Origin of the sequence: Amycolatopsis sp. WAC 01416 (assembly GCF_003947485.1) — a bacterium.
Lineage (GTDB): Bacteria > Actinomycetota > Actinomycetes > Mycobacteriales > Pseudonocardiaceae > Amycolatopsis.
Map to the genome: position 1 here is coordinate 39936 of NZ_QHHX01000005.1, position 17164 is coordinate 57099.

A 17164-nucleotide genomic window follows, 5' to 3' on the forward strand; every position below is an offset into this window, starting at 1 on the left:
AGTCCTTCTTTCAGTAGGCATCCACGTCATTGAATAGCTGCCAGGCTGGAACCCGGCGAGCCTTCGGGCCGAGCAGCCGTGTTCGAGCGAGTTGGAGTCGTAGGTGATGGCTCGGTGAAGCGTCAGCGGCCGCGCCGCGGTCGAGAAGGATGACGGCTTCGTCGGTCCCGTGCCGGACGACCGCGTCGGCGTGGTATCCGTCGCGGCTCACGGAGAGTGCGACCTGATTCGCTGGGTCGCGGGTCAACCAGCTGTACAGGCGGAGCGGGAGATCGTCGAGATCCGATGCGGAGCGCCGATTCGATGCCTTGGTGTCGGCCGCATCGAGGACGTCGTCGATTTCGCCGATACCCTGCCAGACGTCGCGATCACCCACCAGGACCAGAGTTGACCGCGCCCGGGTGATGGCGACGTTCCACAGGTTCCGTTGCCTGCCGAGCCAGGATCGGGTGCTGGCCGGCATATTTCCGTCGGCTACAAGCGACAGGACGATGGCGTCGCGTTCCCCGCCTTGAAACGTATGCACTGTGCCGACTCGGACACGTGGCTCCTGGGCCCAGCGCTTCGCCAACAGTGCGGCTTGGGACGCGAATGGCGTCACCACACCGATATCGCCGTCCGATGGCAACTGCTGAAGCAATGCCGAGACTTCTCGTGTCACCTGCTCGGCTTCGGTGGGATTGCGCCACGAGCCGCGAGCATCCCGGACCGCGGAACCTTTGACGTGTGACCACGTTATGGCCTCGCTCTGGCGGCGGCGGAGCTGCCGCACATCCGTAAGTACGGTGAGCCGACCGAAGTAGTATCGCTCGTTGACGACAGCTGCGATATCAGGATGGCACCGGTAGTGCTCGTCGAGCAGCAGTTCGCCGCTGGTCGCGGCCGAGAGCGCGTCGAATGCGGAATGCCGGTGGTAACTCATTTGCCGGGCCTCCAGCCAGGCCGCGTCCAGCCTATGGGCACGCCGGATGGATGCTTCTCGCGCGGGCGTCGCCGTGATCACAGGGGACAGCTGCATCGCGTCGCCGATGATCAGCGCTCGTCTTGCACGATAAAGGGCCGGAATGACCTGAGGAATCGAGCACTGGCTTGCCTCGTCCACGATGACCAGGTCGAACAGCCCTGGCGCGGTCGGAAATCGCCTGATGCTATGGTTGGTGACCGCCCAAGCGCGCAGATGCGGGAGGGATCGAATCCCGGCCACCGTCGAAGGTGGCACGCGTCAGTGCTTCAATGGTATTCCGGCCATTATGGGCGGCCGTCCGGACGGTGGCTTCCAGCAGCTGTTTCGACTGCGAACGGACCTTGTTCGTAAGTGCTGCCAATGATGTTTCGATCGTGGTGTCGTCATGACTGTTCGCCAAGGCTGCCCGCGCGTTGTCCCACGCCGCTTCCTGTCGTGCCCATGCGCCAAGCGCGGCACAGGTATTCGCCGAGTGGTCGCCTTGCCACGAAATCTGTCGGCAGAATCGCTTCCGTCGCTGCGAACCGAATAATCTTGCCCTGCTTACTCGATGTGCGCGAGCAGCCAATTCGATCAGATTCGCTTCGGCGAAAAGGCTACGCAGCTGGTTTGGTTCGTGTCCAAGGTCAGACGCGTGCCTCTGCCGATCTCCGGCGATCCGGACCAGATTACGTTCTTGTTCGGCCTTCTCGGTGACAACTTCAAGAAATTGGTCAAGTTCCTTCGTTGCTCGCCAGAGGGTGGCTCTCGCGGTCTGCTCATTCAACGTGGGCGGGGAATCGGCCATGAGGCTTTGGATCGACTGCTGTTCTTCTGCGCGGTAGTTTTTCCTGCCTCGCCTTGGATCACCTTTACTGCCTGTGCGGATGAGTGCGCCCGGCACGAGCCGTTCGCAGCGTTCCCAGACCTCGTCGACCGCGCGATTGTTGGTTGACGTAACGAGAACGGACTGGCCATTCGCCACCGCTGTGGCGACGACATTCGCCACCAGCTGGCTCTTCCCGGTTCCCGGTGGACCGGTGGCTACTGTCAACGGCAGGCTCATCGCCGATTCGAGGACGGTGCGCTGGGCGTCGTTCAGTGCTAGCGGTGCTACCGGTTGCCAGGCCCGCGTGTCGGCTGGTCCGGTCGCACCCGTCAATGCGGACAGCGCTGTATCGCTGAACCTTCCGTTCGAGCCGGCTATGTGTTCGAGATCCTTCAGCAATTGTGCGTTGGCGTTATTGCCTGGGGTGACGAGAAAGAGCACGGCTGCGTTGCGAGCCCCGGAGTTGGGGGTTCGGGCGTCGATCGTGGGTGTCAGTGTTCCCGGACGTAACTCCTGGACGGCGTCCAGGCCAAAGTCTTCGCGAAGAAAGTGCCGAATTTCAGCAACCATTTGACTGTGCATCCCGGCCTGCCAGCTCGACCGGTAGGTGTTGAGCAGCGTCTCCGCCTGCGCGGAAGGCAGTAGCTCGCGAACCAGCTGCGGATGAGGCACCACTTCGCCGTAGGGTTCGAGCCGATCTCCCGCTTCATCGGTGACAACTTCGACTCGGCGGATGAAGAGGGGCGCGAAACGTGGGTTGCGGTAGCTGCTGCCCGACCGATCCTTCAGTAACACGACGGCCGGGTATCCATACCAAAGCTGGGTGTTCTCGTCTTCGGATCGTTCGATGAGGTCGGAGGCGTCGGCATCGAGTGGGATCGACCCAGAGGTGTCCAGGTCGTGAGATAGTAAACGTTCCTCGCCGGGAATGCAGACATAGCTTTCGTGAACTTCGTTGATCCCCAGTAATGGCATACGTATCGATCCGAGCTCGAGACACTCACGGTAGTAGTCGAGTAGAGAACCCCACGGATCTGGAGACATCATTCCGGCCGACTCCCGGCGGCTCGGTGGTACTCCAGGCTGCGACGGCGGCCTGACGGGTTGCAGAGGCAAGCCTGCAGTGCTCCTGGCCAGATCGATCCGGCTGTTCACCTTGTCCGATGAGCTCACCGGCACCTGATAGTCCTGTTGCTGGTCTCCTACCGGTATTTGGCGAACGCGATCGTTGACATAATGGAACAGCTCGTCCGCCGAGACGATCCCGTCTCCGCCGGTATCTCCTTTCCCGGTACGTAGCGCTTCTACCAGCTCTGCGGTGAAAAGGGACAATCTGGGCGCCGAAGTCATACGTGGGTCGGCCCAGGATGCTTCTGTCATCCCGCTCGATGACATCACGTAGACGCCGCGGGGTTGAGGTGGTCCGGCCGGACGTCCAGCGGATTTCGCGGCTGTTGTACGGAACCCAAGGCTGAAGCCGCCACTGAAACAGCAGTCGAATATTGCTACTTTCCGGCCCGCCAGGCTTTCCTCGAGTTGTTCGTTGACAAAGGTGGCGCTTACCCCGGTTCGGTCGATCGTGGGCAGGGCGGTATCCGAGGCGACGAAAAAGAACTCGCTAGTGGCCTGCACGTGCCGATAGCCGTGACCGCTCACGTAGAGCAGGCCTAGGTCTTCTTCGGCGAGGTCATCGAGAAACAGGCTTATCCTCTCGCGCATTTGCGTCGAGTCCGGGTCGTCGACGACCTGAACGTCGTCGAACTGTCCGATCGCCGGGTCGGCGAGGACGCGCCGCAGCGCGGCGGTGTCCATTGTCGCGAACGGGAGCGCGGTGAAGTCGCCAGACTGGTAGGTCCCGATTCCGACGAGCAGGGCGCACTTGCGACCCCGCGTCGTCACGAGCGGCGCTCTTCCAAGAGTTTCACAATGACGCGTTCCTGCGCGTCGTCGAGGCCCTGCGGGAGCTCGATCTCCGCGTCTCCTATGGTCAGGCGAACTGTGCAGCGTTTCGCCTCTGCCCAGGTCTTGATTGCCTGAACCAGCACTGTTCCGGTAACGGTGGCCGCCGTGCTCAGGAAGGCCCACAGCGTTACTGCATCGGCGACGGCGCTCTTCGAGTTTTCTCCAGGTGGTGCAGGCGGGGCGTATCGCATGACGACGTCTTCGAACTCGTTGAGCTCGGCGTATAGCTCGCGAGTGAGTCGTTCCGTCAGGACCGCGTTTCCGCCGCGGTGAACGCGTAGCTCCAGCGTTGGTTCGGAGTCGCTCATCGGCCCCCCTCGGGCTGACTGTCAACCATCCCAATTTTGACTGTGACGATAAACCATACTCAGGTCACCCGTCCGAGTGTATTCGGGTCCTGGAAGTGGTTGCGGCCTTGGGTAGTGTTCAACACCGAACAAACCGTATGGCCATATTTCGACTCCAGTTGAATCGGCTGCCTCGGTCGGGTCGCCCGTTTCGCATGCGGGGCCATCGGCGACGGGCTCGGTACCAACGTCACGATCGGGGCCAGCCGGATTCTCGTGGTGCCCAGTGTCAGTCGTGCGCGTTCTTGAGCAGTTCGTGCATACCTGATGCACGCGCCCGGCTGATGCCAAACCGGGCGGTGCGACCGCCCGGGACTCCTTATCTGCATTGTTCGTTCCTCGCCCGTGGCGCGATCCAGTTCGAAGCCGCCGACACTCTGGCTGCAGGAGAAGCATCCGCTTACCGTCGGCGGCTGGGGATCAATGCGTCGAGGCCCGCTGAACCTTGGTTTGGAAGATCCGCGCGGACCTCGGGATCTGACCTACCCGCAAGCGGCAGAGGCCGGTACGCGTGGACCGGCGCGGCACAGCGGGCAGTCACGGTGGCGGCGTCGCAGTGCTCGTTATGCAGCCGACGCGGGGACTTTGCGTAAGGTTCGCTAAGCGGCTCGTTCCTCTTGCTGGAGAGACCGAACGCTTTGGAGACTCAAGTGCAGGAAACCGGTGAGAGTGCCCCCGGCAGGATTCGAACCTGCGACACCCGCTTTAGGAGAGCGGTGCTCTATCCCCTGAGCTACGAGGGCATGTACTGCCACGCGCAGCCTACCGTGTAGCCACGCGAACGAGCACGGGAGGGCGTCGTCACATCGGAGCGCGCCGAGCGGCCGGCGAGGTGAACACCGCGAAACCCCCGAACGGCGGTTGTGTGCAAGCGCGAGAAGGAGGAAGTGGCCGGACAGCGCCACTGGCCGTCCAGTGACACTCGACCTGCGGATCCGCCCAGGAGCAGCCACACTCTGCACCAGCACACCAGGGTCTGAATCGACGCCTAGATCGACACAGATGACCCGCGAGGGTCACTCGTACGTGTCTGGTTTCGAAACCCTGAACAACAGTAGGTAATCTTCGTTAACGGGACGCGAGACGCCGCTCCCCCGGCTGCCGGAGGGCTTCGTTGATCAAGCTCATGTTCGCCGACGACGAGGAACTGGTCCGTTCGGGCCTGCGTGCCATGATGTCGGGCGCTGCCGACATCGAGATCGTGGGCGAGGCGAGCGACGGGAGATCAGCGGTCGAGGTCGCCCGGCGGTACCACCCTGACGTCGCGTTGCTCGACATCAAGATGCGGGCGCCTGACGACGGTATTCGCGCGCTGAGGGCCATTCTCGCCCTGCCGGATCCGCCGACCGTGGCCATGTTGACCACGTTCGACATCGACGACTACGTCAGTCTCGCGCTCAGGCTCGGGGCCAACGGCTTCCTGCTCAAGGACATCGACCCGGCGGCTCTCCTCCGGGCAGTGAGAGACCTCGCCAGGGGAGGCGCGGTGCTCGACCCTGGGGTCGCGGCGCGCATGGTCCAGTCGCATCGGGACGAGCAGCGGGCCGCGCAGCCGGCGCGCAAGCTGCTCGCGTCGCTGTCCGATCGGGAGCGCGAGGTCGTCGGGTTGATCGGGCAGGGGCTGTCCAACGCGGAGATCGGCGGACGCCTGCACCTGTCCGAGGCCACGGTCAAGGGTTACGTCTCGGCCGTCCTGTCCAAGATCGGCGCGGCGAACCGGGTGCAGGCCGCGCTGCTGGCCTACCGCGGTGGCCTGCTCGACCAGTAATGATCCTCACCGCGCTCGAGTTCCTCGGCTTGATCGCGTTCGCGGCTTCTGGGGCGCTCGCGGCGGTTCGGTCCAGGTTGGACGTCTTCGGGGTGGTCGTCGTCGGGCTCACGACCGCGCTCGGCGGTGGGATCATCCGTGACGTCCTGCTCGGGATCACGCCGCCCACGAGCCTGCGGACCTGGCCGTATCTCGCGGTCTGCGGCGGGACGGCGCTGGTCGTGTTCGTCTTCCATCCGCAGATCGCGAAGTTGCGGCGCGCCGTGCTGCTGGCCGACGCGCTCGGGCTCGGGGTGTTCGCGACGGCGGGGACCACTATCGCGTTGAACGCGGGGGCGACTCCCTACGCGGCGTGCCTGATCGGGATGACGACGGGTATCGGTGGCGGCGCGGTGCGTGACCTCCTCCTCCGGGAAATCCCGCTCGTGCTGCGGAAGGAGATCTATGCGGTCGCCGCGCTCGCAGGGGCCGTGCTGGTTGTGCTCGGTCACGCTCTGCGACTGCCGCCGGGCCCGGTGACCGCCGTAGCAGCCGCGGCGGTGGTGGGGGTCCGGATGCTCGCTTTGTGGCGCAGATGGAACGCACCCGTTGCGAAAGGGCCCGAGACCGGCTGAAACGTCTTCTGGACTGCCGGATTTCCTTTGTTGGTTCTGTGTGTGTTCTTAGGCGAGTCTCAGCACTCTGCGTAAGACTGTCGCCATGCGCATCCTCGTAGTGGACGACGACAGGGCCGTCCGTGAATCACTCAGGCGATCCCTTGAGTTCAACGGCTACCAGGTGGAACTGGCCGGGGACGGCGCGCAGGCCCTGGAAGCGATCATCGCCAACAGACCCGACGCGATGGTCCTCGACGTGATGATGCCGCGGCTCGACGGCCTGGAGGTCGCTCGACGCCTGCGAAGCACCGGTGACGACCTGCCCATTCTCGTGCTGACGGCGCGGGACACCGTTTCCGACCGGGTGTCCGGTCTCGACGCCGGTGCCGACGATTACCTGCCGAAGCCCTTCGCGCTCGAAGAGCTTCTCGCTCGCCTTCGCGCGCTTCTGCGCCGGGCCATCCCGGATCCGCAGGCCGGACAGAACGCCGAGGTCCTCTCGTTCGCGGACCTCACCTTGGACCCGGGGACGCGCGAGGTGCGCCGGGCGGGCCGGGAGATCAGTCTCACCAGGACCGAATTCGCGTTGCTGGAGCTGTTCCTCTCGTACCCGAAGCACGTTCTGACCCGCAGCCGGATCCTGGAGGAAGTGTGGGGATACGACTTCCCGACGTCGGGCAACGCGCTGGAGGTCTACGTCGGTTACTTGCGCCGAAAGACCGAGGCTGGGAACGAACCGAGGCTGATCCACACGGTCCGGGGAGTGGGCTACGTGCTGAGGGAAACCCCGCCGTGACGGACGCGGTCCCGGTCGTCGACGTGTCCGAAAAGGATCCGCGCGGCGACCGCTGGAGCACGCGGCGCTTCTCGCTCCGCGGCCGGGTGACGCTGCTCGCGGCCGCTTCGGTGGCGGGCGCGGTGGCGCTGGTGTCCCTCGGCGCGTATCTCGTCGTGAAGGACAACCTTTATCAGCAGGTGGACGACAATCTGCTCGCCCGCGCGCAGGCCGCGGTCGACTCGCCGCAGGTGCAGACCGAGCTGCAGCAGGTGCCCGGCGCCTTCCTGGCCAGCGCGGACCTGCAGATCGGCCAGCTGACGGTCGGGGAGAAGATCCGGCTGACCTTCCCGCAGTCCGGCAGCCGCCCGCCCTACGGCCATGACGAGATCGCGGTCGCCACCGGGGAGTCGCCGTTCTCCCTGCGCACCGACCCGAAGACCGACAGCCGGGTCGTCGCCCTCCCGCAGGGGGCGGGGCAGGCGATGGTGCTCGCCCAGTCGCTCGGCCCGACCAAGCGCACCCTGAACGAGCTTTCCGTGGTCTTGTTCCTGATCGGTGGCGCCGGGATCCTGGTCGCCGCTGCCGCGGGGACGGCCGTCGCGAGAGCCGGCCTGCGGCCGGTCGACAGGCTGACGTCGGCGGCGGAACGCGTCGCCACCACGGGTGACCTGCGGCCGATCCCGGTCAGCGGCGACGACGAACTCGCCCGCCTCACCCAGAGTTTCAACACGATGCTGGGCACGGTCGCCGAATCGCAGGAACGGCAGCGGCAGCTCGTCGCGGACGCCGGGCACGAACTCCGGACCCCGCTGACGTCGCTCCGCACGAACCTGGAGCTGCTGCTTTCGGCGAGCAGGCCGGGGGCGCGGACGCTGTCCGACGAGGACCGCAGTGACATCGAGGCCGACATCCGCGGCCAGCTCGACGAGCTGACCCAGCTGATCGGCGACCTCGTCGAACTCGCGCGCCAGGACGAGCCGCGGATCGAGCACGAACGGGTCGAGATGGTCGACGTCGTCGAGCGCGCGCTCGACAGGGCGCGCCGTCGCGCGGGCGAGATCGAGTTCGACGTCTCGCTCCAGCCGTGGGTGCTGACCGGTGACACCACCGCGCTGGAACGCGCGGTGCTGAACCTGCTGGACAACGCGGTGAAGTTCTCGCCGGAGGGTTCGACGGTCGGGGTCCGGCTGTACCCGGTCGGCGACGGCACCGCGGTGCTCGAGGTCGAGGACGCGGGGCCGGGGATCGCCGACGAGGACCTGCCGAAGGTGTTCGACCGCTTCTACCGTTCGTCGGAGGCGCGGACACTGCCCGGTTCGGGGCTCGGCCTGGCCATCGTCCAGCACGCGGCGCAGCGGCACGGCGGAGACGTCTACGCGGGACGAGCTCCCGAAGGCGGCGCGCTGATGACCCTGCGGCTCCCGGGAGCCCCTGCCTGACAGGTGATTACTCTGACGGGTGATGAGCACCGAGAACGAGCCTGAGCTGCCGCCCCGTCGTCTGCTGTGGACACTGCTGGTGGCCGCGGTGCTGCTGGTGGCCGACCAGCTGACCAAATGGTGGGCGGTCGACGCCCTCACCGACCGCGCGCCGATCCCGGTGATCGGCGACTTCATCCGGTTCCGGCTGCTCTACAACCCGGGCGCGGCGTTCTCGCTGGGCGCCGGCTCCACCTGGATCTTCGCGATCCTGGCCGCGGCCGCGGTGGTCGCGCTGCTGTGGATCTCGCGCAAGGTCCGTTCGGCGGGCTGGGCGATCTCGCTCGGTTTGCTGCTCGGCGGCGCGACGACGCATCTGGGAGACCGCCTGTTCCGCGAGCCCGGTTTCGCGCGCGGTCACGTCGTGGACTTCATCGACTACAACGGCTGGTTCGTCGGGAACGTCGCCGACATCGCACTGTTCTTCGGTGCCGTTTCGCTTTTCGTGCTGAGTTTCCGCGGCGTCCCGATCGACGGCGTCAAGGAGACGGCGTCGGAGTAACGAGGCAGAACTCGTTTCCTTCCGGATCCGCGAGCACGACGCCTCATGGCGGCAGGCTGATTCGCTCGTCGCGCCATGTTTGATCGTGTAGGATTTTGTGTAGTTGATCCAGTGTAGTTATCGGAGGCTTCGTGCTCGCGCGGCAGCGACAGGCGGTGATCCTCGAGGAGGCGCGCCGTACCGGGGCGGTCCGGGTCAGCGATCTCGTCGCGAGGCTCGGCGTTTCGGATATGACGGTGCGCCGCGACCTCGACGTGCTCGCGGGCCGAGGACTGGTCGAGAAGGTCTACGGCGGAGCCACTTCCGTCGTGGGCAAGAGCACCGACGAACCCGGTTTCGAAGCCAAATCCGTGCGCCAGCGAGCGCAGAAGGAGGCCATCGCCGCCCTCGCCGCCGGACTGGTCCGGCCGGGCACCGCGATCGGCATCTCCGCGGGCACCACCACGTGGACGCTGGCCAGGGCGCTCGACGAGGTCCCCGGCCTGACGATCGTCACGAACTCCATCCAGGTCGCCGACGTGCTGCGCGGCGCGAACCAGCCCGATCGGACGGTGGTCCTCACCGGCGGCGTCCGCACCCCGTCGGACGCGCTGGTCGGGCCGGTCGCCGTGCAGAGCCTGCGATCGCTGCACCTGGACGTCGTCTTCCTCGGCGTGCACGGAATGGCCGACGGTCCCGGTTTCACCACGCCGAACCTCACCGAATCCGAGACCGACCGCGCGCTCGTCGAAGCGGGCCGCAAACTGGTGGTGCTCGCCGATCACACCAAGTGGGGCATTGTCGGCATCTCCACCATCGCCGGGCTCGAAGAGGCCGACGTCGTCGTCTCGGACGACGGTTTGTCCGACAGCGCAAGGGAAACGCTCACCGAGCAGGCGGGTGAGCTGATGATCGCCGAAACGGCGGAGACGGCTGAGGCCGAAGAAGCGTGAAGCCGGCCGCCGACAGACTGCGCGCCACCCGCTGACAGGGCCATACTCATGTGCGATGCACAGCTTTGGCTCAGGAACTTCTCAGGACCATCCCGCAAGGTGAAGACATGACCGAGAACGACCCCAGCGGCCACGACGCCGAGAAGGCGCGGCCCGCCGGCGCTCAGCCGGACGCGGAGCAGAGCGCGAGCTGGGCGGCGCAGCCCGCCCCGCAGCAGACTGACGCGACCGGGCTCGGCGGCCATGCCACTCCGCACACCGGAGCGCAGCAGGCCTACACCCCGGAACAGCAGTACAACCCGTGGTCGCCCCACACCCAGGCACAGCAGGCGCCCGCACAGGAGCACCAGACGCAGGGCCAGTACACCCAGGGCCAGCAGGTGCCGGGCCACCAGACGCCGTACACGCAGCAGGGTCCGTCGGTGTACGCGGTGCCGCAGCAGCGCCAGGCCTCGAAGTCCACTTCGGGCAAGCTGCTCGCCGGTGTCGCGGCGATCGCCGTGGTCGTCGGCGGGGTCGCGGGCGGCACGGTCGGCTATCTGACCGGTGACGCGTCCGGCGGCTCTTCCGTGAACGCGCTCGACGCGCCGAAGCCCGCCCAGCAGACGGGCAATCTGCCCGCCGGTTCGGTCGAGGCGGTGGCGCAGAAGCTGTCGCCGAGCGTCGTCGAGCTCCAGGTGTCCGGGCGGTCGGGTGCGGGCGAGGGCTCCGGCTTCGTGCTCAGCACCGACGGCTACGTGCTGACCAACAACCACGTCGTCGAGGTCGCCGCCGGTGGCGGGCAGATCCAGGCGGTGTTCCAGGACGGCAAGAAGGGCACGGCGACCGTCGTCGGCCGCGACCCCACGACGGACATCGCCGTGGTGAAGGTCAGCGGCGTCAGCGGGCTGACCCCGGTGGAGCTCGGCCGGTCCGACGACCTCCGGGTCGGGCAGCCGGTGGTGGCCATCGGATCGCCGTTCGAACTGACGGGCACGGTCACGTCGGGCATCGTCAGCGCGCTGAACCGGCCGGTGAGCGCCGGTGGCGGTGGCGACCAGACCACGGTGATGTCGGCGGTGCAGACCGACGCGGCGATCAACCCGGGTAACTCCGGCGGCCCGCTCGCGAATATGGCGGGCCAGGTCATCGGCATCAACTCGGCGATCTACAGCCCGAAGTCCGCGCAGGGCCAGGGCGGCGAGAGCGGCGGCAACGTCGGCATCGGTTTCGCGATCCCGATCGACCAGGCACGCCGCACCGCCGACGACATCATCAACACCGGCCAGGCGAAGCAGACCTTCATCGGCGCACGAGTGCAGACCGCGCCGACCGGCGGCGCGCAGCTCGGTGAGATCACGCCGGGCAGCCCCGCGGAGAAGGCGGGCCTCAAATCCGGTGACGTCGTGACGAAGCTGGACGACCGGTCGATCCCCAACGCGGACGCGCTCGTCGCCGAGATCCGCACCAGGGCACCGAACGACAAGGTCAAGTTCACCCTCGCCGACGGCAAGGTGATCGAGGTGACCCTCGGCGGCCAGCCGGTCACGCCGAACTAGCACTCCCCAACGCTCGGCCGCAGTGCGCGGCCGAGACCAAACCCCGGCTCGAACCCCCAGCGGGCCGGAACCAGAGGCCACGCGCGACCGGCTGCCAATCCCGGTCGCGCGTGGCCCTTTTTATTGAGGGGTAAGGCAAATATGGCGTGGTCGTGGGGTGGGGCCGGCGGTGAGGTGAAGGACGCCTTCGCCCTTGGTCTGCGGTGCGAGCCCGTTCGTCCCGGGGGCGGGCGGAGCTAAGCCGTGACTCGCGTGCTTGGACACGTAACTCGCGTGATTGGATGCCGCACTCGGGTGTCCGGCGTCCAAACACGCGAGTTTCTGAGGGGTAGGGGCAAAGTTGGGAGGTTGCGAAAGCCACGTTGGCAACGTTCAACGTTGCGAAAGTGGCTTTCGCAACGTCGGGTGCAGGGGTGCGGTGGCGAGGAGGGGGCTTTCGCGGCACGGTCGCCCCACGGCCGCGAGTGAATGCCCGCGACCCGGCACCTTTGCGTTACCCCCTCAATAACGTGCTTTTCGGCGGAGGAGCACAGCCACGAGTACGCCGAGCCAGACGACCGCGAGACTGACAAGCAGGCCGGTGACGGTGTCGGCGTCGTGCAGGCCGGGGTTCGCGGCTCCGCCGAAAGGCCGCCACAGCAACGGAAGCGCGACCAGTGTCAGCACACCCGTGAGCACCGCGCCCGTCTTCACCGGAGTCTGTGCGCGTTCCGGGAGGAACCTGCTCAGCGCGAATCCCACGGCACCGACCACTGGCGCGAGCAGCACGTCGTGCACCAGCGGACCGCCGACGAGCCAGCCGAGCGTCCCGAAAACGTCCGGCCGCAGCGGGAAGGCGTACTTGGAGAACAGCACCGCGCCCCACGCGAGGGCGCCGAGGCCGGGCAGGAACAGCAGCAGTCGCAACGTCTTCACAGCGTCTCCAACCGGGCGACCCATTTCGTCTGCAGGACGCCTGGCCGGTTCGGGGCGATGATCCGGCACGGGAAGCCGTGGTCGGCGTCGAGGACTTCGCCGTTGAGTTCCAGCGCCAGCAGGGTGAGCTCGTCCGCGGTGTGCTCGCCGGGGAGTTCGCTGATCCCGTACGGGCCGGCCTTCTCCAGTGAGAACACGCGGACCGGCGTGCCCGGTGTGCTTCCGGCGTGCCGCAGCAACTCCGGCAGCGAGACACCGCTCCACCGCGCGGACTCGCTCCAGCCTTCGACGCAGGCGATCGGCAGCTCGGCCGAAGTCCTCGGCAGCGCGCGGAGTTCTTCCAGCGAATAGGTCTTCGTGCCGTTCGGGGTCACCACTGAAAGCCGCCAGGCCGGGTCGTTCGCCGTGTCCAGTACGCCTGCCGCCGCGGCTGTCCGGTTCACCGGCAGCCCCTGCGGTCCCTTGCCGCTCCGCCAGGACAGGCCGGAAACGGTACGCAGCAACGGAACCGTCGCCCCGGCCGTCGCGACGACGGCGACGCCCGCGGCCAGCCAGGTCGTGCGGAGGAAGGCGCGGCGTGAAGGTTCGGGTGGCCTGGTGACGCTGCGGCGGACGATCGGGAGTTTCACCGCGATGTGCACCAGGATCGAGCCGATCGCCACCCACGCGACCGCGTAGTGCAGCTGCGGGAAGTAGAACGTCCACGGATAGTTCTGGGCGACGTTGAACAGGCCGGTGACGAGTTCGAAGAAGGCGGCCGCGGACAGCACCAGGATCGACAGGCGTTCGAGCGCGTGCGGCAGCGAACGGAGCACCGGGCGCTCGAACAGTTTCGGGTAGACGCTCCAGAGTTTCGCCAGCAGCAAGGGAATCGACGCGATCCCGGAGAGCACGTGCGTGCCCTGCGTGACCCGGTACAGCCAGACGGGGCGGCTCGGCCAGCCGAACCACGACGGCGGATGCTGGATGAGATGGCTGATCAGGCCGGTGACGAAGCACAGGGTGAACGTGACGGCGAGCGCGAGGCCGATCCGGGACGTCACGCGCTCCGAAGGTGTGTTCATGCTTTCTCCAGGCAGGCGAACCAGCGGTGGCCGTGGCTGGTGGCCCACGCGACCCGGAACGCGGTGCGGGCGGCGAGGTCCGCGATCGCTTCGACGCCGACCCAAGCCCAGGTGAACCAGGCGCCGTCGTCGGGGCGCAGCCGGACCCGGTCCTGGCGGAGGCCGCGGCCCGGCGGGTCGAGTTCGACGAGCACCGTCCCGCCGTCACCGATCAGTTCCGCCATCCGCGTGAGGAGGCGGTGCGGATCGCCGCCGATGCCGATGTTCCCGTCGGCGAGCAGGACATGCCGCCAGCGCCCTTCGCCGGGGAGCCGGTCGAAGACGTCCCGGTGGAGCGCGGCGGCGCCCCTGGCGTGGGTGAGCCGTACGGCGGTGGCCGAAATGTCGACGCCGAGCGACGCGACACCGCGTTCGGACAGCGCGGCGGTGAGCCTGCCGGGGCCGCAGCCGACGTCCAGCGTCGGACCGTCACAGGCACCGAGGAGGACGTCGTCGCCGTCGCAGGGGATGGCCGTCCAGCGGTCCACCGGCAGGTCGACACGTTCACCGGTCGCCAGTTCCAGCCAGCAGCGGTGGCCGAGCAGGCCGCGGTCGAAGGCGGTCACCGGACTTCGGCCACCGCTCGGGCGAACCGGCCGCGGGGTGCCGCCAAAGCGACCCGGCGCGCGTCCGTGATCGTGTCCACATCGGACAGTGTGGACAGGATGCCGGGTCGCAGCCCGATGTCGGCCAGCGCGCGCAGCGTCTGCCGTCCGGTGTCGTCGCACGACATCGGGACCCCGGCGAGTGCCTTGGCGTGTAACGGGTCCTTGAGTCCCAGCGCCCACCAGCCGCCGTCCTCGGCAGGTCCGAGGACGGAATCTTCGGGCCGGTTCGCGGCTTCGGCCAGGAGCGCCGGGGTGACCTGCGGGGTGTCCATCCCGATTTGCAGCACCGGCTCGCCGGGACGGGGCGCGTCGGCGTGGGCGTTGACGAGCCGCAGGTCGAAACCTTCCCCGCGTTGGGGGAGCACCTCCGTTTTCCGGAGTACGGCGGCGATTTCCGTGCCGCGGGCGGCGTGGGCGAGTTCGCCGGTCATGGCGACGACCACTCGCGCCTTCGGGGTCAGCAGGGCGGTTTCGAGAGTGTCGAGCAGCGAGGCGGCCGCGATCTCGGCGGCCTGCTCCGGCGTCGCGGGCGGGCAGAGCCGCGTCTTCGCGAAACCGGGCACGGGTGCTTTGGCGACGATCAACAGGCAGAAGGTCATCGGCTCAGCACCCGCCCGAAATCCCGGGCTGCCCGCAGGGTTCCCCGCAGCGAGCCGGAGACCTTCGACTTCGTGCCCTTGGCGCGTTCGCGGTAGGACACGTCGAACTCGGCGACCCGCCAGCCCGCGCGGCTCGCCTTGATCAGGAGTTCGAGCGGGTAGCCGAAGGCGCGATCGGTGACGTCGAGGTCGAGCAGCGCCTGCCGTCGGACGGCGCGCAGCGGCGCGATGTCGCGGACCGGCAATCCCTTGTGCCGCAAGAGGGACGAGATCAGCACGTTGCCGGCTCTCGCGTGCCACGGCCAGACGCCGGGGCCGGTCGGCACGCGCCGGCCGACCGTCAGTTCGGCGTCAGCGAGGCCGTCGACCAGCTTCGGGAGTTCGGCTAGGTCGAGGGAACCGTCGGCGTCGGCGAAACAGACGACGTCCGCCGTGGCCGCCTCCAGCCCGGTGTGCACCGCGGCGCCGTAGCCGCGCCGGGGTTCGTGGACGACCTTCGCCCCGAGCCCGGCCGCGATTTCGGCGGAACCGTCCGCGGAGCCGTTGTCGACCACGATCGCCCGATATCGCTCGGGCAGGGTTGCCAGTACGCCGGGGAGGGCACCGGCCTCGTCGAGACAGGGGAGCACGACGTCAACCTGGTCATCGTTCACGCACAGCACGTTAAGTCCGGGTTGGACGGGCGAAAACCCTTGTGCTGCTTACCGAATTCTGACGTCGGCGGAGTTCTTACCGAGTTCTGACGGTATCTTTTTCCGGTCCGCCGGAGAGTGGGAACGCGGTTATGGTGCCGGTGATGTCCACCGTCACCGCCCCTTCCCGTACCGGCCGCCGGGCCGATCTGATCGCCGTCGGGCTGGCGATGCTCGTGGTCGCCGCCGCGATCGCGGTCGGCCTCCACTACAACCGTCCCGGTTCCGGGGTGGTGATCTATGCCTTCGCGCCTCCGCTGTTCGGCTTGTGGCTGCCGCATGTGGGGCCGGGTTCGGTCGCGGCGGTCGTCCTCGCGCTCCTGGTCGTCACCAAAGGTCCCTTGCTCGCCGCGCGGCTGCGCTGGCGTCCGCTGCTCGCGCTCGGCTACGTGACGGCGCTGCTCTGGACGTTCTCGCTGGCGATGGTCGACGGCTGGACGCGGGGGTTCACCGGCAGGCTCACCACGGAACACGAGTACCTGCACGAGGTTCCCGAGATCACCGACATCCCGAAGATGCTGAACGAGTTCTCCTCGCGCATCCTGGATTTCCAGCCGGATTCGTGGACGACGCACGTCTCCGGGCATCCGCCGGGCGCGACGCTGGTCTTCGTCTGGCTCGACCGGCTCGGCCTGCACGGCGGGGCATGGGCGTCGACGCTGGTCGTGCTGATCGGCTGCCTGGCCGTGGTCGCGGTGCCGGTGACGCTCTCCGCGCTGGGCAGGCAGGACGCCGCGAGGACGGTCCTGCCGTTCGCCGTCCTGACCCCGGGCGCGATCTGGATCGGCGTGTCCGCAGACGGTCTCTTCGCGGGTGTCACCGCGACCGGCATCGCGCTGCTTGCGCTCGCCACACGGCGGCGGATCCTCGCGCTCCCCGGCGGTCTGCTGCTCGGGTTCGGCCTGTTTCTCTCCTACGGCCTCGTGCTGCTGGGCGTGATCGTGCTCGCTGTCGTCCTGCTGACCCGTCAGTGGCGGATCCTGCTGCTCGCCACGGCAGGCGTGACCATGGTCGTCGTGGCGTTCGCGCTGGCCGGGTTCTGGTGGCTCGACGGCTATCACCTGGTGGTCGAGCGCTACTACCAGGGGATCGCGACCCTGCGCCCGTACTCCTACTGGGTGTGGGCGGATATCGCGGCCGTGCTCATCGCGGTCGGCCCGGCCGTGATCGCCGGGACAAGGCGGGCGGGCGCGGAGTTCCTCGCCGAGCCGAGACGGTCGTTCCGCGAGCCGGTCGCCCTGATCGTGTCGGCCGCGGTGCTCACGATCGCTTTCGCCGACCTGTCCGGCCTGTCGAAGGCGGAGGTCGAACGCATTTGGCTACCGTTCGAGGTGTGGCTGCTGCCCGCGGTGGCGCTGCTGCCGCCGAAGGGACGGCGGTGGTGGCTCGCCGCGTCGGCGGCGACGGCGCTGGTGGTGAACCATCTGGTGCTGACGAGCTGGTGAGTACCTGGTGGCGGAGCTGCGACGAATTCGGAAAGGTGACGATACGTGTGAACCCGCCCGGCCGAAGGCCCCGCTATCGCGGTGGCAGGGCGCCCTTGCGACCCGACGTGAGTCGGTCGACCAGGCAGC

At 67.6% G+C, this 17164-nt stretch carries 16 protein-coding genes and 1 tRNA gene; 8 read left to right on the plus strand and 9 right to left on the minus strand.

Annotated elements, in window-relative coordinates; translation table 11 throughout:
* Positions 1 to 10: 10 nt before the first annotated feature.
* The 4 genes from DL990_RS17385 to DL990_RS17395 all read right to left on the minus strand — a co-directional run bounded on the left by DL990_RS17385 (position 11) and on the right by DL990_RS17395 (position 4824).
* Positions 11 to 1219: a DEAD/DEAH box helicase gene (locus tag DL990_RS17385; protein WP_125799300.1), complete on the minus strand. Its 1209-nt coding sequence runs from the start codon at positions 1217 to 1219 to the stop codon at positions 11 to 13.
* On the minus strand, positions 1149 to 3671 hold the full coding sequence (locus tag DL990_RS17390; protein ID WP_158632631.1) for an AAA domain-containing protein: 2523 nt from the start codon (positions 3669 to 3671) through the stop codon (positions 1149 to 1151). Before DL990_RS17390 ends, DL990_RS17385 begins: the two co-directional genes overlap by 71 nt.
* Complete coding sequence (locus DL990_RS41275) at positions 3668 to 4042, minus strand: hypothetical protein (protein ID WP_158632632.1); 375 nt, start codon at positions 4040 to 4042, stop codon at positions 3668 to 3670. The genes DL990_RS17390 and DL990_RS41275 overlap by 4 nt, the downstream gene beginning before the upstream one ends.
* 709 nt (positions 4043 to 4751) lie before the next feature.
* Positions 4752 to 4824, minus strand: a tRNA-Arg gene (locus DL990_RS17395).
* Positions 4825 to 5195: 371 nt separating this feature from the next.
* Here DL990_RS17395 and DL990_RS17400 point away from each other — a divergent pair.
* The 7 genes from DL990_RS17400 to DL990_RS17430 all read left to right on the plus strand — a co-directional run bounded on the left by DL990_RS17400 (position 5196) and on the right by DL990_RS17430 (position 11673).
* Entirely contained in the window at positions 5196 to 5849 is a 654-nt protein-coding gene (locus tag DL990_RS17400; protein ID WP_034305786.1) for a response regulator transcription factor, read from the plus strand.
* Positions 5849 to 6463: a trimeric intracellular cation channel family protein gene (locus tag DL990_RS17405; protein ID WP_125782335.1), complete on the plus strand. Its 615-nt coding sequence runs from the start codon at positions 5849 to 5851 to the stop codon at positions 6461 to 6463. The genes DL990_RS17400 and DL990_RS17405 overlap by 1 nt, the downstream gene beginning before the upstream one ends.
* A gap of 85 nt (positions 6464 to 6548) precedes the next feature.
* Positions 6549 to 7241, plus strand: coding sequence for a response regulator transcription factor (locus DL990_RS17410; protein WP_037340466.1), 693 nt, complete (start codon positions 6549 to 6551; stop codon positions 7239 to 7241).
* Positions 7238 to 8662, plus strand: coding sequence for a HAMP domain-containing sensor histidine kinase (locus DL990_RS17415; RefSeq protein WP_199746441.1), 1425 nt, complete (start codon positions 7238 to 7240; stop codon positions 8660 to 8662). The genes DL990_RS17410 and DL990_RS17415 overlap by 4 nt, the downstream gene beginning before the upstream one ends.
* A gap of 22 nt (positions 8663 to 8684) precedes the next feature.
* Positions 8685 to 9203: a signal peptidase II gene (gene lspA / locus DL990_RS17420; protein WP_125782337.1), complete on the plus strand. Its 519-nt coding sequence runs from the start codon at positions 8685 to 8687 to the stop codon at positions 9201 to 9203.
* Positions 9204 to 9334: 131 nt separating this feature from the next.
* Positions 9335 to 10135 carry a DeoR/GlpR family DNA-binding transcription regulator gene (locus tag DL990_RS17425; RefSeq protein ID WP_125782669.1) on the plus strand — a complete coding sequence of 267 codons (801 nt, stop codon included), beginning with the start codon at positions 9335 to 9337 and terminating at the stop codon, positions 10133 to 10135.
* Between the two features lie 107 nt (positions 10136 to 10242).
* On the plus strand, positions 10243 to 11673 hold the full coding sequence (locus tag DL990_RS17430; protein ID WP_125799302.1) for a S1C family serine protease: 1431 nt from the start codon (positions 10243 to 10245) through the stop codon (positions 11671 to 11673).
* 501 nt (positions 11674 to 12174) lie between these two features.
* Here DL990_RS17430 and DL990_RS17435 read toward each other — a convergent pair.
* The 5 genes from DL990_RS17435 to DL990_RS17455 are packed head-to-tail and all read right to left on the minus strand — an operon-like array spanning position 12175 to position 15551.
* A complete protein-coding gene (locus DL990_RS17435) occupies positions 12175 to 12588 on the minus strand; it encodes a hypothetical protein (RefSeq protein ID WP_125799303.1) in 414 nt (137 codons plus the stop codon).
* Entirely contained in the window at positions 12585 to 13652 is a 1068-nt protein-coding gene (locus tag DL990_RS17440) for a molybdopterin-dependent oxidoreductase (protein ID WP_125799304.1), read from the minus strand. The genes DL990_RS17435 and DL990_RS17440 overlap by 4 nt, the downstream gene beginning before the upstream one ends.
* Positions 13649 to 14257 carry a class I SAM-dependent methyltransferase gene (locus tag DL990_RS17445; RefSeq protein ID WP_125782345.1) on the minus strand — a complete coding sequence of 203 codons (609 nt, stop codon included), beginning with the start codon at positions 14255 to 14257 and terminating at the stop codon, positions 13649 to 13651. Before DL990_RS17445 ends, DL990_RS17440 begins: the two co-directional genes overlap by 4 nt.
* Positions 14254 to 14898: a DUF2064 domain-containing protein gene (locus DL990_RS17450; protein ID WP_125799305.1), complete on the minus strand. Its 645-nt coding sequence runs from the start codon at positions 14896 to 14898 to the stop codon at positions 14254 to 14256. The genes DL990_RS17445 and DL990_RS17450 overlap by 4 nt, the downstream gene beginning before the upstream one ends.
* Positions 14895 to 15551 carry a glycosyltransferase family 2 protein gene (locus DL990_RS17455; protein WP_125799306.1) on the minus strand — a complete coding sequence of 219 codons (657 nt, stop codon included), beginning with the start codon at positions 15549 to 15551 and terminating at the stop codon, positions 14895 to 14897. The genes DL990_RS17450 and DL990_RS17455 overlap by 4 nt, the downstream gene beginning before the upstream one ends.
* A 131-nt stretch (positions 15552 to 15682) precedes the next feature.
* Here DL990_RS17455 and DL990_RS17460 point away from each other — a divergent pair, with 131 nt between their 5' ends.
* Entirely contained in the window at positions 15683 to 17035 is a 1353-nt protein-coding gene (locus tag DL990_RS17460; RefSeq protein ID WP_125799307.1) for a hypothetical protein, read from the plus strand.
* The last annotated feature ends 129 nt before the right edge of the window (positions 17036 to 17164 follow it).

Excerpts from the sequence above, each read along its gene's own strand:
- DL990_RS41275 (WP_158632632.1), bottom strand. The coding sequence starts at position 4,042 with ATGAGCGACTCCGAACCAACGCTGGAGCTACGCGTTCACCGCGGCGGA.
- DL990_RS17405 (WP_125782335.1), top strand. The coding sequence starts at position 5,849 with ATGATCCTCACCGCGCTCGAGTTCCTCGGCTTGATCGCGTTCGCGGCT.
- DL990_RS17410 (WP_037340466.1), top strand. The coding sequence starts at position 6,549 with ATGCGCATCCTCGTAGTGGACGACGACAGGGCCGTCCGTGAATCACTC.
- lspA (WP_125782337.1), top strand. The coding sequence starts at position 8,685 with ATGAGCACCGAGAACGAGCCTGAGCTGCCGCCCCGTCGTCTGCTGTGG.
- DL990_RS17430 (WP_125799302.1), top strand. The coding sequence starts at position 10,243 with ATGACCGAGAACGACCCCAGCGGCCACGACGCCGAGAAGGCGCGGCCC.
- DL990_RS17440 (WP_125799304.1), bottom strand. The coding sequence starts at position 13,652 with ATGAACACACCTTCGGAGCGCGTGACGTCCCGGATCGGCCTCGCGCTC.
- DL990_RS17450 (WP_125799305.1), bottom strand. The coding sequence starts at position 14,898 with ATGACCTTCTGCCTGTTGATCGTCGCCAAAGCACCCGTGCCCGGTTTC.
- DL990_RS17460 (WP_125799307.1), top strand. The coding sequence starts at position 15,683 with ATGGTGCCGGTGATGTCCACCGTCACCGCCCCTTCCCGTACCGGCCGC.